The organism is Corynebacterium tuscaniense, from assembly GCF_008693065.1.
Classification (GTDB): domain Bacteria; phylum Actinomycetota; class Actinomycetes; order Mycobacteriales; family Mycobacteriaceae; genus Corynebacterium; species Corynebacterium tuscaniense.
In genome coordinates, this window is the sequence record NZ_VXKH01000020.1 from 13,266 (window position 1) to 28,490 (window position 15,225).

The 15,225-nt window shown below is 60.6% G+C and carries 17 protein-coding genes; 5 read left to right on the forward strand and 12 right to left on the reverse strand.

Features of this window, described 5'->3' with window-relative positions:
- Positions 1-97: 97 nt before the first annotated feature.
- Positions 98-3,838: a multifunctional oxoglutarate decarboxylase/oxoglutarate dehydrogenase thiamine pyrophosphate-binding subunit/dihydrolipoyllysine-residue succinyltransferase subunit gene (locus F4V54_RS05450; RefSeq protein ID WP_150386512.1), complete on the forward strand. Its 3,741-nt coding sequence runs from the start codon at positions 98-100 to the stop codon at positions 3,836-3,838.
- A gap of 70 nt (positions 3,839-3,908) precedes the next feature.
- On the opposite strand, the gene F4V54_RS05455 is transcribed toward F4V54_RS05450, so the two are convergent.
- From F4V54_RS05455 to F4V54_RS05465, 3 genes are read right to left on the reverse strand one after another with little or no spacing between them, the layout of a single operon-like run.
- Entirely contained in the window at positions 3,909-4,244 is a 336-nt protein-coding gene (locus tag F4V54_RS05455; RefSeq protein ID WP_150386513.1) for an SdpI family protein, read from the reverse strand.
- Positions 4,245-4,276: 32 nt separating this feature from the next.
- The gene (locus F4V54_RS05460; RefSeq protein WP_034662486.1) at positions 4,277-4,978 is read right to left on the reverse strand and encodes a hypothetical protein; all 702 of its coding nucleotides are present in this window, start codon (positions 4,976-4,978) and stop codon (positions 4,277-4,279) included.
- Positions 4,979-5,464 carry a YflT domain-containing protein gene (locus F4V54_RS05465; RefSeq protein WP_034662621.1) on the reverse strand — a complete coding sequence of 162 codons (486 nt, stop codon included), beginning with the start codon at positions 5,462-5,464 and terminating at the stop codon, positions 4,979-4,981.
- 82 nt (positions 5,465-5,546) lie between these two features.
- Between F4V54_RS05465 and F4V54_RS05470 the strand changes: the two genes are divergently transcribed.
- The gene (locus F4V54_RS05470; RefSeq protein WP_150386514.1) at positions 5,547-6,698 is read left to right on the forward strand and encodes an Mrp/NBP35 family ATP-binding protein; all 1,152 of its coding nucleotides are present in this window, start codon (positions 5,547-5,549) and stop codon (positions 6,696-6,698) included.
- A gap of 13 nt (positions 6,699-6,711) precedes the next feature.
- Here F4V54_RS05470 and tatB read toward each other — a convergent pair whose 3' ends face one another.
- The 3 genes from tatB to sigE are packed head-to-tail and all read right to left on the reverse strand — an operon-like array spanning position 6,712 to position 8,064.
- A complete protein-coding gene (gene tatB, locus F4V54_RS05475; RefSeq protein ID WP_150386515.1) occupies positions 6,712-7,113 on the reverse strand; it encodes a Sec-independent protein translocase protein TatB in 402 nt (133 codons plus the stop codon).
- A 4-nt stretch (positions 7,114-7,117) separates the two neighbouring features.
- Entirely contained in the window at positions 7,118-7,441 is a 324-nt protein-coding gene (locus F4V54_RS05480; RefSeq protein WP_150386516.1) for a hypothetical protein, read from the reverse strand.
- A gap of 11 nt (positions 7,442-7,452) precedes the next feature.
- The gene (sigE, locus tag F4V54_RS05485; RefSeq protein WP_150386517.1) at positions 7,453-8,064 is read right to left on the reverse strand and encodes an RNA polymerase sigma factor SigE; all 612 of its coding nucleotides are present in this window, start codon (positions 8,062-8,064) and stop codon (positions 7,453-7,455) included.
- Between the two features lie 121 nt (positions 8,065-8,185).
- On the opposite strand from sigE, the gene F4V54_RS05490 reads away from it, so the two are divergent.
- Entirely contained in the window at positions 8,186-8,839 is a 654-nt protein-coding gene (locus F4V54_RS05490; protein ID WP_102723265.1) for an O-methyltransferase, read from the forward strand.
- Positions 8,840-8,857: 18 nt separating this feature from the next.
- Here F4V54_RS05490 and glgC read toward each other — a convergent pair whose 3' ends face one another.
- Positions 8,858-10,081 (reverse strand): glucose-1-phosphate adenylyltransferase, encoded by a 1,224-nt coding sequence (gene glgC / locus F4V54_RS05495; protein WP_034662496.1) that lies wholly within the window; start codon positions 10,079-10,081, stop codon positions 8,858-8,860.
- Positions 10,082-10,191: 110 nt separating this feature from the next.
- Between glgC and glgA the strand changes: the two genes are divergently transcribed.
- On the forward strand, positions 10,192-11,370 hold the full coding sequence (gene glgA, locus F4V54_RS05500) for a glycogen synthase (RefSeq protein ID WP_102723266.1): 1,179 nt from the start codon (positions 10,192-10,194) through the stop codon (positions 11,368-11,370).
- A gap of 38 nt (positions 11,371-11,408) precedes the next feature.
- The gene (locus F4V54_RS05505; protein ID WP_150386518.1) at positions 11,409-12,785 is read left to right on the forward strand and encodes a GH32 C-terminal domain-containing protein; all 1,377 of its coding nucleotides are present in this window, start codon (positions 11,409-11,411) and stop codon (positions 12,783-12,785) included.
- Positions 12,786-12,907: 122 nt separating this feature from the next.
- On the opposite strand, the gene F4V54_RS05510 is transcribed toward F4V54_RS05505, so the two are convergent.
- The 5 genes from F4V54_RS05510 to F4V54_RS05530 all read right to left on the reverse strand — a co-directional run.
- Positions 12,908-13,774, reverse strand: a complete 867-nt coding sequence (locus F4V54_RS05510) for a methyltransferase domain-containing protein (protein WP_150386519.1) — start codon at positions 13,772-13,774, stop codon at positions 12,908-12,910.
- Between the two features lie 10 nt (positions 13,775-13,784).
- Entirely contained in the window at positions 13,785-13,955 is a 171-nt protein-coding gene (locus tag F4V54_RS05515; protein ID WP_084576442.1) for a DUF3117 domain-containing protein, read from the reverse strand.
- 13 nt (positions 13,956-13,968) lie between these two features.
- Positions 13,969-14,259 (reverse strand): cell division protein DivIVA, encoded by a 291-nt coding sequence (locus F4V54_RS05520; protein WP_180969836.1) that lies wholly within the window; start codon positions 14,257-14,259, stop codon positions 13,969-13,971.
- Positions 14,260-14,268: 9 nt separating this feature from the next.
- Complete coding sequence (locus F4V54_RS05525) at positions 14,269-15,000, reverse strand: glucosyl-3-phosphoglycerate synthase (RefSeq protein WP_102723193.1); 732 nt, start codon at positions 14,998-15,000, stop codon at positions 14,269-14,271.
- Positions 14,997-15,225, reverse strand: a 229-nt coding sequence (locus tag F4V54_RS05530; protein ID WP_170253111.1) for a dihydropteroate synthase, incomplete at its 5' end; no start/stop codon positions are given. The genes F4V54_RS05530 and F4V54_RS05525, both read right to left, overlap by 4 nt.

The following is a 15,225-nucleotide window of genomic DNA, read 5'->3' on the forward strand; positions in this document are numbered from 1 at the left end:
AACAACGATCCACACCCCGGTTAACCCCGAGTAACGTGGGCAACGTACAAAAAGCAAAACGCACTATTAGAGCACAGAAGCGAGGCGAGTAACTGCCGTGAGCAGCGAGAGCACATTCGGCCAAAACGACTGGCTGGTTGATGAGATGTTCCAGCAGTACAAGAAGGACCCCAACTCCGTAGACGCGGAATGGCGGGATCTGTTTGAAAAGAAGGGCGTCACCGGTGGGTCTAGCCCGCTCGCTTCTGGCGCCGCGAACAGCGCGGACACCACTGTCCACCGCGCACGCACCGAAGCGAAGGTTGCCAAGAGCACTGGCGCACCGAGCCAGGACGGCCGCCAGACCAAGGTAGACAAAGCGGTGGCAGAATCCACCACCCCGTCTGCACGCAAACAGCCGCAGGCACCGAAGCCATCTCCACTAGACAAGATTGGCACCCTGCCAGAAGCTGGTGAGCAGCAGCTCAAGGGCATGTTCAAGGCAATTGCTAAGAACATGGATGAGTCCTTGACTGTCCCGACGGCAACGACTGTGCGCGATATGCCGGTCAAGCTCATGTTTGAGAACCGCGCACAGATCAACGATCACCTCAAGCGCACCCGCGGTGGCAAGATTTCCTTCACCCACATCATCGGCTGGGCGATTGTGAAGTCCGCCCTGCTCCACCCGGGCATGAACGTGAACTACAAGGTTGTGGACGGCAAGCCGTTCGTTGTCACGCCTGAGCACATCAACCTGGGTCTTGCCATTGACCTTCCACAGAAGGATGGCTCCCGCGCCCTCGTCGTCGCAGCCATCAAGGAGTGTGAGACCCTCACCTTCGACCAGTTTGTTAAGGCTTACGAGGACATCGTCGCACGCGCCCGCCAGAACAAGCTGAAGCTCGATGACTTCCAGGGTGTCACCATCCAGCTGACCAACCCAGGTGGCATTGGCACCCGCCACTCCATCCCGCGCCTGACAAAGGGTCAGGGCACCATCGTCGGCGTTGGCGCCATGGACTACCCGGCTGAATTCGCCGGCGCTTCCGAGGACCGCCTGGCCGAACTCGGTGTAGGCAAGCTGACCACGCTGACCTCCACCTACGACCACCGCGTCATTCAGGGTGCAGAGTCCGGCGAGTTCCTGCGTGATATTTCGCAGTTGCTTATCGACGACAAGTTCTGGGACGAGATCTTCGAAGCCATGCGGATCCCCTACGCACCAATGCGTTGGGCGCAGGACATCCCGAACTCCGGCGTGGACAAGTCCACCCGTGTGATGAACCTCATCGAGGCATACCGCTCCCGCGGCCACCTCATGGCGGACACCAACCCGCTGAACTGGCACCAGCCTGGCCTGCCCAAGCCGGATGCCCGTGACCTCCTACTGGAGACGCACGGCCTGACTCTCTGGGACCTGGACCGCACCTTCAACGTTGGCGGATTCGGTGGCAAGGAGACGATGACCCTCCGCGAGGTGCTCACCCGCCTGCGCGCCGCCTACACCCTCCACGTTGGTGCTGAGTACACCCACGTCCTCGACCGCGATGAGCGTGACTGGCTGCGTGACCGCCTCGAGGTGGGTATGCCGAAGCCGACCAACGCCGAGCAGAAGTACATCCTGCAGAAGCTCAACGCCGCTGAGGCCTTTGAAAATTTCCTGCAGACCAAGTACCTGGGCCAGAAGCGCTTCTCCCTCGAGGGTGCTGAAACCCTGATCCCGCTCATGGACTCCATCATTGACACTGCCGCTGGCCAGGGTCTGGATGAAGTTGTCATTGGTATGCCACACCGTGGGCGCCTCAACGTTTTGTTCAACATCATGGGCAAGCCGGTCAAGACCATCTTCAGCGAGTTCGAAGGCAACCTGCAGCCGGCCCAGCAGGGTGGCTCCGGTGACGTGAAGTACCACCTGGGCTTCGAAGGCGAACACATCCAGATGTTCGGCGACGGTGAGATCAAACTCACCCTGGCTGCCAACCCCTCGCACCTTGAGGCCGTCGACCCAGTTCTGGTGGGTCTGGCCCGCGCTAAGCAGGACCTGATTAACCACGGTAAGAACGCCGACGATCACACCGTTGTGCCGCTGATGCTCCACGGTGACGCATCCTTCGCTGGGCTTGGCGTTGTTCAGGAAACCCTGAACATGTCCAAGCTGACCGGCTACGACGTAGGCGGTACCGTCCACATCGTGGTGAACAACCAGGTTGGCTTCACCACCACCCCGGACCAGGGTCGCTCCACCTACTACGCCACCGACTTGGCTAAGGGCTTTGACTGCCCGGTCTTCCACGTCAACGGCGATGACCCGGAGGCAGCAGCGTGGGTTGGCCAGCTGGCTACTGAGTATCGCCGCAAGTTTGGCAAGGATGTCTTCATCGACCTCATCTGCTACCGCCTGCGTGGCCACAACGAGGCAGACGATCCATCGGTGACCCAGCCGCTCATGTACGAGCGCATCGAGTCCCACCCGTCCGTGCGCACCCGCTACACCAAGGACCTCATTGGCCGTGGCGATATCACACAGGAAGAAGCCGAGATCGCGGCACAGGACTTCCACGACCAGCTGGACTCTGTGTTCAATGACGTCAAGGAAGGTGGCGGTAAGCCGGGCGAGCAGACCGGTATCACCGAGTCCCAGTCCCTCACCCGTGGCCTGGACACTTCCATCGATGCACAGACCTTCAAGGCACTTGCCGACGCATACGCACACCTTCCGGAGGACTTCACCCCGAACAAGCGCCTGAAGTCCGTACTAAAGAACCGTGGCGGTTCCTTCGAGTCCGGCAACATCGACTGGGCATGGGCCGAGCTCCTCGCCTTCGGCTCCCTGGCTAAGCAGGGCAAGCTCGTCCGCCTCGCCGGCGAAGACTCCAAACGCGGCACCTTCACCCAGCGTCACGGTGTCCTCTTCGACCCGAACACTGGTGAGCAGTTCAACCCGCTCGACGCCACTGCCATTGATGCAGGCAACGGTGGCCGTTTCCGGATCTACAACTCCGCCCTGACTGAGTTCGGTGGCTTGGGCTTTGAGTACGGCTACACCGTGGGTAACCCGGAAGCACTCGTCGCATGGGAAGCACAGTTCGGTGACTTTGCCAACGGTGGCCAGACCATCATTGACGAGTACATCTCCTCCGGTGAGACCAAGTGGGGCCAGCTGTCCAAACTGGTCATGCTGCTCCCCCACGGTTACGAGGGTCAGGGACCGGACCACTCCTCTGCACGCATCGAGCGTTTCCTGCAACTGGTGGCCGAAGGGTCCATGACCATCGCTCAGCCGACCATCCCGGCTAACTACTTCCACCTTCTGCGCCGCCAAGCACTCGGTGACATGAAGCGCCCGCTGGTTGTCTTCACCCCGAAGTCCATGCTGCGCAACAAGGCTGCGGTCTCCCAGGTGGATGAGTTCACCGAGCAGAAGTCCTTCCGCTCCGTCATCGACGACCCGCGCCTGGTGGATGCCTCCAACACGATCATCGGCGATGCCAACAAGGTGACCACCATCATGCTCTGCTCCGGCAAGATCTACTACGAGCTGGAGAAGCGCCGCGCCAAGGACAACCGCGAGGACATCGCCATCATCCGTGTGGAGATGCTGCACCCGATTCCGTTCAACCGCCTGTCCGACGCGTTTGCAAACTACCCGAACGCCAAGGAAATCCGCTTCGTGCAGGACGAGCCCGCCAACCAGGGCCCGTGGCCGTTCTACAACGAACACTTGGCCAACTTCGTGGACAACATGCCGCCGATGCGCCGCATCTCGCGCCGCGCACAGTCCACCACTGCAACCGGTGTGGCGAAGGTCCACCAGCAGGAGGAGAAGGCATTGCTCGACGAGGCATTTGCCGACTAGGCAGCTAAGGCAAAGGGGGAGCTGCACCACGCAGCTCCCCCTTTTTTGCTTGCCTCTGTAGGAAGACCCCTTACTTCACAGCAGCTTCAGCTTTCTTCGCAGCGAGCGTCACCAGGACGAGCAAAACCACAACAACGGGCATACTCAGCCAGCCGATCTTGTGATCATCCACAAAAAGGCACACAATCCCACCGATGATCAGCGGGATACCACTGGCTGCGAGCACATCCCCAGCTGCCTTGTGGCCAGTGATCCAAGCCTCTTCACTCTCGAGGAGAGCTGAGGTCCTAATGCCCACCCAGTTGTTCTTAGGCAAAGTCCCTTGGCGGGCTTTGAGCCCCACCCAGATCAAAACGCCGCCACAAACAGACCATGTGATGGCCATGATCACTGCTAATACGGACATGTAATTCTCTTCCTGTGTGCTAATTCGGAGACTTAGGCGCTGCCAGGTTCGTCGTCTTCGACAGCGCGTTCAAGTGCAACCCCCATGCCAGTCTTCTCCTGAATCCACTCGTTCACAACATGGGATGGATCGGGGTCTTTCGCGGATTCTTTAACGAGTTCATCGAGTTCCTCGGTGCTTAGCGCGCGGGTCGCTTTGTTCATGGCGCGGAGAACGCCGCGCTCAAAAAGTTGGGCTTTGAACACCGGGATGATGTTGTTGGGCAGGTCGCCGTGTTCCTGGTTCGCACACGACTCAGCTGGTGAGGGGTCGATGGTTCGCAGGACAGTCGGCAGGCTTGCCACGGCAGCGTCATAGGTTGACAGTGGGATGTCTTCGACGTTGTCCGAGTGTCCTTCTTCCGCAGCATCAGCGACAGCACGATTGAGTTCGCTAGCCTCACCCGGGTTTGTTTGAGTGACGAGGGAACCAGCACACATGACAGCAAAGTTGGCTTCGCCGGCTAGAAGGACATCAAGTTTCGTGCTGTCATCCGCGAGTTCCATAGGGATAATTCCCACGGCGCGGCCGTCAAACTGAATGATCTGACGGTAGATTTCTGCCAACACCATCTGTTCTTCATCGGTGGGGTCCACCGCAATTTTCACGGTGGATTGGGACTCTGATGGGGGCTCGGCACAGGCTGAAAGGAACAAGATACTCAAACCGGCAGCAGCCATGAGGGTCTTGCGCATTTACTGTCCTGCCTGTGGAAGGTTTTTGGAGATCATGTCGCGGGCGCGTGGGGCTTGGCTGGCCTCGCAGAGGACGTCGTAGCGTCCCGCAACAATCGTGGTCGCGGAGGAAAAATCGCGTTTGCCCTGCGTCATGGCGTAGCCCACACCGGCGAAGATGAGTCCGAAGATAATGCCGATCACCACCGCGGTGAGCATGGACAACATGGGCTCCGGGCTGAAAAGAGCGAAGAGGAGACCAACGAACAAGCCGAACCACAGGCCGGATAGTGCGCCACCACCAAGTACTCGGCCCCATGTCAGGCGGCCGGTGACTTTTTCTACCTGCATGAGGTCTACGCCCACGATGGTGAGTTCTTCCACGGGGAATTCTTGGTCCGACAGGTAGTCCACTGCGGCTTGGGCTTCGGCATAGGTGTGGAAGCTGCCCACGGGCCACCCGGACGGGCGTTGCGGGATGGTGCGCGCGTTGTACGGCTGGGTCATGGTGTTGAAAACCTCGCTTCATGTTTCTCGGGCATGGTCGAGTCTAGTGTTTCTGCGGGTAAGGGTCATATACTGACCGGTGATGAGTAACACAAGCCCTACACCAGGAATTTCTGAAGCAGCCGTCCGTAATGCGTTGTCGCGGGTGGATGACCCCGAGATTGGGAAGCCGATCACCGAGTTGGACATGGTTGAGTCGGTTCGGATTGATGGCAATGATGTTGCCGTCGGTATCTACCTCACCATCGCTGGCTGCCCCATGCGTGACACTATCGAGAGCAATGTGCGCGCGGTGGTTCAGGAGCTCGAAGGCGTGGGTGAGGTCAGCGTGACCATGCACACGATGAGCGATGAGCAGCGTCGCAACCTTGCGCAGCGTCTCAAGGGTGACAGGTCTGAACCTGTCATTCCGTTCGCACAGCCCGGTTCAACCACCCGCGTGTTCGCGGTGGCATCCGGCAAGGGTGGCGTGGGTAAGTCCTCGATGACGGTCAACCTTGCCACGTCCCTCGCCGCGCAGGGCCTCACGGTGGGCATTCTCGACGCGGATATTTACGGCCACTCTATTCCCGGCCTCATGGGTTCTGTGGGGCAAGGCCCAACGCTTGTCGACGATATGTTGATGCCCCCCATCACCCACAACGTCCGCCACATCTCCATCGGGCAATTCGTGGAAGGCAACGCCCCCGTGGTGTGGCGCGGCCCGATGCTCACCCGCGCTATCCAGCAGTTCCTCGCTGACGTATATTGGTCTGAGTTGGATGTCCTCTTCATGGATCTGCCACCAGGAACCGGCGACGTGGCCATTACGGTGGCGCAACTGGTGCCGAATGCAGAGCTGCTCATTGTGACCACACCGCAGGCTGCTGCCGCCGAGGTTGCGGAACGTGCCGGTTCCATCTCCCAGCAGACCGGCCAGCGCGTAGCCGGTGTGATTGAGAACATGTCCGCCATGATCATGCCCGACGGCAGCACCATGGATATCTTTGGTACCGGTGGTGGCGAGCAGGTAGCAGAGCGCCTGACCAGCATCACCGGTGACGAGGTTCCGCTGCTTGGTTCTGTCCCCCTCGACCCGCAGCTGCGGGCCCACGGCGATGACGGCACCCCGATCGCCGTCTCCGCACCCGACTCCCCCGCCGCCAAGGCGATCAATGACATCGCTAAGAAACTCAAAGTGCGCCGTGAATCCCTCGCCGGCAAGAACCTCTCGCTCGGCGTGACGCAAAACTAACAACTACGCACAACTACGTCACATCAGCCCAGGAGAACCCGCCACCGCTCGTCGTTGGCGGTTGTGGCTGTGCCTTGTCCGGCCGTGGCCGTGCAGCCGGGACGGGGTCCCCACCCATCATGGTGGTGAGGTTGAGGGCGTCGAGGTAGTCCCCGTCTTCGTCGAAAAGCACTTTGGCAATGGCTTTCTTCGGGCCCATCGCCGCGTACTCCGTGACGGTGCTCATGGGTTTACGGAACTCATCTAGGCCATCAAATTCCCCGTTGAGCTCCTGTTTGGCATTGGCGATGGCTTTGCGCGCGGCAAAAATGGCGGCGCGCACGTCCTGGATGACCCCAGGGAGACGCTCGGGCCCCACAACAATCAGGCCGACGAGAATGATGACGAAGACCTCGCCCCAGCCAATGTTAAACACGGCTCTACTTTAACCCCTCGCGCAATTTTGACCACGTGGCGCTCAACCCAATGCCTTTTGGCGACGGCTTGTGCACAGGCATCTCCTCTGCACCTTCCATGAGAGCAAGCTTTTCCACCAGTGAACGCGGCGCGCGCAAACACCCGTCCGTATTGTGCTCCCGCACTGCTGCCGCCGCTGCCCGTTGACGGGCAGCCTCATCCTGGCACACCTGGCATACCACCAGGTGTAGACGTGCGCGATGCACTGCGGTGCGCGACAACTCACCATCTACGAGCGCCGCAACCGCTTCAAAGCTCAGGTGATCAGTCGAATCAAAACGTGGCACGAGGCACCACCCTAACGTGCGCGGATGAGCTCGCGGGCGCCCTCATTAGTCTGCGCCTTAGCCTCCAGCGAATCACGCAGCTGGCTGCGCCCACGGTGAATCCGCGAACGAACCGTGCCCATTTTCACGCCGAGGGTCTTAGCAATCTCCTCGTAGCTCATGCCCACCACATCACACAACACCACGGACACGCGAAACTCCGGACTGAGCTCATCCAACGCTTCCTGCAAAGCCGGGTCAAGGTTGGCCACGCTGTACACCTGCTCCGGAGTCATCTCGGTGCCCGGGACGCGCTCATAGTCCTCCGGCAGCGCCTCCATGCGGATCTTGCTGCGATGGCGAGCCATGTCCAGGAAGAGATTAGAGGTAATACGATGCAACCATCCCTCAAACGTGCCGGGCTTGTAGGACTTCAGATTCCGGAACACGCGCATGAAGGTTTCCTGTGTGAGGTCTTCTGCATCCTGCTGGTTACCGGACAGACGGAAAGCAAGCCGGTACACGCTATCCGCGTGCTCCTCCACGAGCTCCGCCCACGTAGGCATGGCACCCTCACCCGCGTCAAAAGCAGCGGTACCAGTCAGTGGCTCCAAGGGCTCCAAAGGCTCAGCAGGCGCATTCATGCATACTATTGTTCCTTATCGCCCTCACACAGGTGTGGCCAGGCCCTAGGAAATACCTGTGAGGTCTTCGCGCGGCGTGCCCCACCCGTCGAAGGTGTCTCTATTTCGTAGGATGACCGGTGTGAGCGACTCTGCATTTTCTTCTCTGAACGCGTATATTTCCTCCGTCGCTGGCCGGAGCACCCAGCCTGAGCTGCAGGCTGCGCTTGATGCAGCATGTGCGGATGCTGGCGAGTACGGTCTACCCACCCCCGGTGCGGCACTGGGTAGCCTCCTGGGAACGCTGGCCGCTGTTGGTGAGGGTGGCGCTGTAGCCATGACTCCGGCCGCCGGTGTCGTTGGGCTACACATCCTCGCTGGCCTGCCGGAGAAGTCCAACCTGACCTGCATCGACCCGGAGGCAGACCACCAGGCGCGCGCCAAGGCCACCTTCCGTGACGCGGGCTTTGGCCCCTCGCGCACTCGCTTCCTGCCATCGCGCCCGCTGGATGTGCTGGGCCGCCTGGCCGCGGAGTCTTATCACCTGGTCGTGGCAGATGTGGAACCGGTGGATTTCCCCGCTGTCGTCGAAGCCGCATGGCCTCTGCTCACACCAGGTGGCACGCTAGTTCTGCTCGGCTCGTTGCTGGATGGCACGCTTATCGACGCCTCACGCACCGACCGCAACACCACCGCTGCCCGCGAAGCCGACTCACTGATCGACACCCTCGATGGTGCCCTGGTCACGCGTCTGCCACTCGACGCGGGTGTCACGCTGATCACCCGCGCACAGTAAGGGGACCACCGGTAAGGGCTACTCGACGAATTCGCCCTTACCTACAACCACCACGCCTTCCGCGGAAATGGTGAAGCCGCGGCGTTCGTCGTCCGCCCGGTGTGTGCCCACGGCAGCACCATCGGACACGTAGACGTTCTTATCCAGGATCGCGTGGCGCACGATCGCTCCCTTACCCACGCGCACCCCCGGCATCAAGACAGAAGACTCCACCACTGCCCCATCCTCCACGTACACATCCGTGGACAGCACCGAGTTACGCACCGTGGAACCGGAGATGATGGACCCCGGCGCGATGATGGACTCCTGCGCAAGACCCCCGGAGACAAACTTTGCCGGCGGCAGGTTCTCATCCTCCGTGGAGTGAATCGGCCACGCCTTGTTGTACAAGTTGAACACGGGGTGGATAGAAATGAGGTCCATGTGCGCCTCGTAGAAACTATCGATGGTCCCTACATCACGCCAGTAAGCCTTATCGCGCTCTGTTGCCCCCGGCACCTCGTTGGAGGAGAAGTCATACACATTCGCCTCACCGCGTTCCACGAAGTACGGGATGATGTCTCCACCCATATCGTGGTCTGAATCGTCGTTTTCGGTGTCGTCGCGGAGGGCTTGGATCAGCGCCTCCGTCGAAAAGCAATAATTGCCCATTGACGCAAACGTCGTATCCGGGTCATCTGGAGTGCCCGGCGGGTCGGCCGGCTTCTCCAGAAACTCCGTGATCGCACCATTCTCATCAGACTGGATACAGCCAAACTGCGAGGCCTCACTACGCGGGACACGAATGCCCGCGACGGTGCATGCCTTACCCGACGCGATGTGATTCTCCACCATCTGCGAGGGGTCCATGCGGTACACGTGGTCCGCGCCGAAGACAAGGACGTAATCCGGGGACTCATCAAAAATCAAGTTCAATGACTGCAACAACGCATCCGCAGAACCCTGATACCAGCGTTTACCCAAACGCTGTTGCGCCGGAACCGACGCAATGTACTGGTGCGTCGGACCAGAGAAGTTCCACGCGGTAGCAACGTGGCGGTCCAGCGAGTGCGATTTGTACTGCGTCAACACGGCAATGCGGTTATACCCCGCATTCACCAGATTCGACAGCACAAAATCGATAAGGCGGTAATTACCGCCAAACGGGACGGCTGGCTTAGCACGGTCGAGAGTCAGCGGAAACAGTCGCTTTCCTTCTCCGCCGGCGAGGACGATGGCAAGAACATTCGGCTGGCGTATCACACCTTTAAGACTATGTAACTTAGCCCGTTCTCGCAGCGCATCACACCCGAAATTACCCACACGGCGCGAGCCCATGCAGCGACGCGCAAACGTAGCTACTGTCGATGATCATGAGAGTTGGAATGATGACCCGCGAATACCCGCCGGAAATCTACGGTGGCGCCGGCGTTCACGTCACGGAACTGACCCGCTTTATGCGCCAGCTCGACGGTGTTGAGGTGGATGTCCACTGCATGGGCGCACCCCGCGACGCTGAAGGCGTCTACGTGCACGGCGTGGACCCCGAGCTTGCGGAGGCAAACAGCGCGCTCAAAACCCTCTCGACTGGGCTGCGCATGGCTAATGCCGCCAACAACGTCGACGTAGTCCACTCCCACACCTGGTACTCCGGCCTCGGCGGCCACCTCGCAGGTCTCCTACATGGCATCCCCCACGTGGTCACCGCACACTCACTTGAGCCGGACCGCCCCTGGAAGCGCGAACAGCTCGGAGGTGGATACGACGTCTCCTCGTGGTCTGAGAAGAACGCCATGGAGTACGCCGACGCAGTCATCGGGGTGTCCTCCGGGATGAAGGACGCCATCTTGCGCGCCTACCCGCGTATCGACGAATCACGGGTCCACGTCATCCTCAATGGCATCGACACCGCCGAATGGTTCCACGTCTTACCCGACTCACCGGAATCCACCGGCATCATTGAACGTCTCGGGGTAGATACCTCCCGGCCGATCGTCGCTTTTGTTGGCCGCATCACTCGCCAGAAAGGTGTGCCCCACCTGGTCAAAGCGGCTCAAGACTTTGACAAGGACATCCAAATCATCCTGTGTGCCGGTGCGCCCGATACGCCAGAGATTGCGGCAGAGACGGAAGGACTCGTCAACAAACTACGCGAAACCCGCGACGGTGTGCACTGGGTGACCGAAATGCTGCCGAAAGAACAGATCCGTGAGATTTACTCCGCAGCCGATATTTTCGTGTGCCCGTCCGTGTACGAACCGCTGGGCATTGTGAACCTGGAGGCCATGGCGTGTGAAACCGCCGTTGTGGCGTCTGACGTGGGCGGAATCCCCGAGGTTGTCGTCGATGGTGAAACCGGCACCCTCGTGCATTACGACGAAGCGGACACCACCACCTTTGAAAAAGACATCGCCACCGCGGTCAACGCCCTTGCCGCCGATGCTGCCCTGACCAAGAAATACGCAGCCGCTGGCCTCGCCCGCGTAAAGCAAGAATTCACCTGGGACAAAATCGCCCAAGAAACCGTAGACGTCTACGCCTCGCTCATGTAGGCAGTACCCCCAACACAGCACGCAAAGGAACCCCGACAGTGAGCACCCTTCGACCAGAACTGCACGTCACCGCCGAACGCGGCATCCTCGATGCTGCCGCCGGAATGCTCCGTAACGGCGAAGACTGGCACCTGTTCTACCAATACGAAACCGAACCAGGCGCCCCCACCCGTTGGGCGCACCAATACTCCGAAGGCAACCCCTTCGACTTCTACGAATGCAACGACGTCATCGCCCCCGTCGGCGGCGAAACCCGCGTGCTCGCCGGCTGCGTTGTAGCCAGCAAGACCGGCACCAGCCTATATTTCACCTCCGAAACATCCGCTGGCACCACCATCCAAGTCGCACACGTAGACGATACTGAGGCCCTCTGCGAACACCTCGACGAATCCGACGAGGTCGACCCAGGCGTACGCCGCCTTGGCCCCGTGGTGAAGGACACCGGCCGCTTCGTCCGCTTCCGCTCCCCCTGTGTTGTTCCGGATTGGGAGGAAAACAACGACCGCGACCAAGGGCAAGCCGGCTGGCTCATGCTCGCCTCCACCGGCCCGGAGGAGGAGCCCGTCCCAGTCGTTCTTGAATCCACGGACCAAGAAATGTGGACCATCATCGGTCCGTTGGGCTTCGCCGGTGAATCCGGGATTCCCGCAGACGCACGTACCGTCGCACCCCGCATCATCCGCCTACGCGACGAAGTGGATAGCGTCATCTACGACGTGTTGTTCCTCACCCAAGAGCGCGAAGACGGAGAAATCTCCGGCTACCTCGTGGGCACCCTCGACGGGTCCGAATTCCAGGTAACCACCCCGTTCACCCGCCTTGACCACGGCCACGACTTCACGCGTCCGCGCAGCACCAACGTCGTGCCAGGCACCCACACCGATGACGAGCGTTACGCCGAAGCCCGCATCTTCGGCCTGCTCGCCTCCAGTGGCCGCCGTGGCGACCCCACCACCCAGCCCACATGGGAAACAGAAGGATGGGCCAATGCGCTATCGCTACCCCGCGTGGTCACCCTCGCCGGTGGCAAGCTCTACCAAACCCCCGCTCCTGGCCTCCCCAGTGCTGTAGACGCCACCCAACGCGCTTTGCTGTGGACCGGCCTGTGCGAGATCCCCGTCGGCGCCAGCGTCACCGTCGACGTGTTGGACAACGCAGGCGAGGTCTGCGCATCCATCGTCCACTCCGGCGACAAGATCACCCTGGACCGCCTTGACGGCCAGCCGGCCATCGCCGCACTTGACGACGAAGACGAAGATAATATTTCCGTGCTTATCGACGGCTCCGCCATCGAAATCTTCGCCGGCGGCGGCGCTGTCACCCTGTCCAGCCGCTTCTGGCCAGAAAACGGCGTGGCCGACATCCGCACCACCGTTGAAGGGGATGCGAAGATCAACGACCAGTGGCGTAGGTAGGGCTAAAACCCTACCTAGGGAGAGATAAAAAGAAAGAGGCCCTACCTAGGGAGAGATAAATAGAAAGAGGCCCTACCTAGGGAGAGATAGCAAGCTGGTTAGATCTTTCTATGTAGGGCGTTCTACGCCCTACATAGGCGGGTTAGCTGTGCACGCGCGGTGACCTGCATGGTCTCCGGCAGCTGCGCCACACGCTCGGCGAGCACTGACGGCTCAATATGGCGCGCAGATGGACTCATGCCTACCTGTGCAGCAATGGCATCGCGGTCCAGTCGCATGGGGAACTCAATCAGTTCACCATCGTCAACCGGCTCTAAGTATCCGCGGGCTTGTTCGAGGAGGCGGTCAACCTTGCCGTCCTCTACACCCAAGATGCCGAGTGGCTCACGCAGCTCATCCAGGTGCCCTTGCTGCGGGGTAAGCACGATGACCTCACCATCATCACTGAGCACGCGGGCAAATTCCGCCGGGTTACGTGGAGCGAAAATCACCGTGATCACATCCACGGATTTATCCTGCAATGGCAGACCCGCCCATACGTCAGCGACCACAGCACCCACACGGGGATGGGACTTCGCCAAATGCTTCGCCGCCGGGACCGCAATATCCACACCAACACCGCGGGAATTCTCCACTGCATCGAGGGTGTGCGAGAGATAGTAGCCGGTGCCAGCGCCGACTTCGAGGACGGTGGGCCGGGAGTCGTCGATAAGCGGGCCGTGCGATAACGCATCAAGGACACGCTCCGTCACGGTTTCCACGAAGGGCGCGAAATGCCCGCGGGACAAGAAAGCTTCACGCGAAGCGACCATCGCCGGGCTATCGCCCTCATGATTCAGGCCCGCGCCGGAAGCCAACGTGACATAGCCCTGCTTGGCCACGTCATACGAGTGGCCCGTGGTTGATACCAGCCGCGAAAACTCGTCCGCACCGCAAAGCGCCGACCCATCAATAGGATCGGCGAGAACGTCAATGACGTGGTGGAGCATAAGGTTCCAGTTACTCCCCTGCCACGGACAACAGCAGGTTACCCAGCTCCGTTGCTTCCTCGTTGTTGAGCTCAACCACGAGACGGCCACCACCGTCAGACGGGATGCGCATCACAATTTTGCGGCTCTCCTCGACCACTTCCATCGGGCCGTTACCAGTGCGCGGCTTCATTGCTGCCATGCGGTGTCACTCCTTAGTCTTCAACAGTGTCAACTAGATCAATAGTACGCGCACCGGCAGAGAAGTGCCTGAGGTCCTCGACGAGGGCGTCCACCTGATCCTGACGATACCCGCGCCTGACCACCTCTAATGCGATGTCATCGAAACGGCCTTCAGCCACAGCGGCACGGTTTGCGGCGATCACGTCTGCAGGTTCATCCATCGGTGGCAGGACTTCACCGCGCCCGAAGATGCTTGCGGAAACCCAAATGCCAAAAACAGCAATAGCGGCGATCACCAGGATCAGCAGTATCCAAGACAGCATGAGGCGAGTTTATCCCACCCAGGGTGGACGTTCTTCCACAGCTGTGCCAGCGACCCTGGCGCGGCTTAAGATGGTGCGCGCCACGATGTCAGACATGTCCGCCAGTTCGGCTAGCGGCCGATTACGGTGCGTCTTCACACCGAGGTTGACCTGGGTGATCGCACCGGACCCGTAGGCGGTGGCTACGTCGATGAGTAGACCCACCTCCACGCCGTAGCCTGCCACGAACGGCAGGCGCAAAGCCGCATCACGTCGGATGGCGTACTCGCCAGCAAGAGGTTGTTCAAGCGCGGGGATCGCCGGGAACAGAAGCTTCAGCAGTGGTTTCGCCGTCAGTTCTGTGACTCTCCCGCCACCGTGATCTTCCCCATCGAGCGTGCGACGATAGGTCGCCTTGACCAACTGCACACGCTTGTCGGCGAACTCCCCCGCCAACGCATCCACCCACCCCGGCTCCACCGTGGTTACATCCGCGTCAAGGAAGACCACCACATCCCCCGTAGCAGCGCGCACCCCGCGCCAGAGAGCTTCGCCTTTGCCGGGGCGAACGGGGATCTTGGGGGCAATGTCGCGCCAATTAAGCACCGTGGCACCGGCTTCGCATGCAACAGCAGCGGTGGCATCCGTAGAGTCAGAGTCCATCACGATGACCTCACTGGCACAGGAGGCCCTGGCAGCTTTCACAACACCGGCGACGGTGGCTTCCTCGTTCAAAGCCGGGATCACCACGGAGACCCTCATGCCAGACCCCGCACGGTGTTCAAAGGCGCGACAGCACCTTGTATCGCGGCAGTCATACGGATCACGTCCACTGTCTCAGCGACCTCATGCACACGGAACGCCGCCACCCCCCGGGCGGCGCACCACGCCGTGGCAGCGAGAGTGCCGGCAACGCGCTCCCCTACCGGCCGGTCCAGAGTTTCCCCGATGAAGTCCTTATTGGACAGCGCCCTGAGCACCGGCCAC

What these genes read in the sequence shown, in the direction of transcription:
- F4V54_RS05455 (WP_150386513.1), bottom strand. Translation starts at nt 4,244, where the DNA reads ATGTCCGTATTAGCAGTGATCATGGCCATCACATGGTCTGTTTGTGGC.
- F4V54_RS05460 (WP_034662486.1), bottom strand. Translation starts at nt 4,978, where the DNA reads ATGCGCAAGACCCTCATGGCTGCTGCCGGTTTGAGTATCTTGTTCCTT.
- F4V54_RS05465 (WP_034662621.1), bottom strand. Translation starts at nt 5,464, where the DNA reads ATGACCCAGCCGTACAACGCGCGCACCATCCCGCAACGCCCGTCCGGG.
- F4V54_RS05470 (WP_150386514.1), top strand. Translation starts at nt 5,547, where the DNA reads ATGAGTAACACAAGCCCTACACCAGGAATTTCTGAAGCAGCCGTCCGT.
- sigE (WP_150386517.1), bottom strand. Translation starts at nt 8,064, where the DNA reads ATGAATGCGCCTGCTGAGCCTTTGGAGCCCTTGGAGCCACTGACTGGT.
- glgA (WP_102723266.1), top strand. Translation starts at nt 10,192, where the DNA reads ATGAGAGTTGGAATGATGACCCGCGAATACCCGCCGGAAATCTACGGT.
- F4V54_RS05510 (WP_150386519.1), bottom strand. Translation starts at nt 13,774, where the DNA reads ATGCTCCACCACGTCATTGACGTTCTCGCCGATCCTATTGATGGGTCG.
- F4V54_RS05515 (WP_084576442.1), bottom strand. Translation starts at nt 13,955, where the DNA reads ATGGCAGCAATGAAGCCGCGCACTGGTAACGGCCCGATGGAAGTGGTC.
- F4V54_RS05520 (WP_180969836.1), bottom strand. Translation starts at nt 14,259, where the DNA reads ATGCTGTCTTGGATACTGCTGATCCTGGTGATCGCCGCTATTGCTGTT.
- F4V54_RS05525 (WP_102723193.1), bottom strand. Translation starts at nt 15,000, where the DNA reads ATGAGGGTCTCCGTGGTGATCCCGGCTTTGAACGAGGAAGCCACCGTC.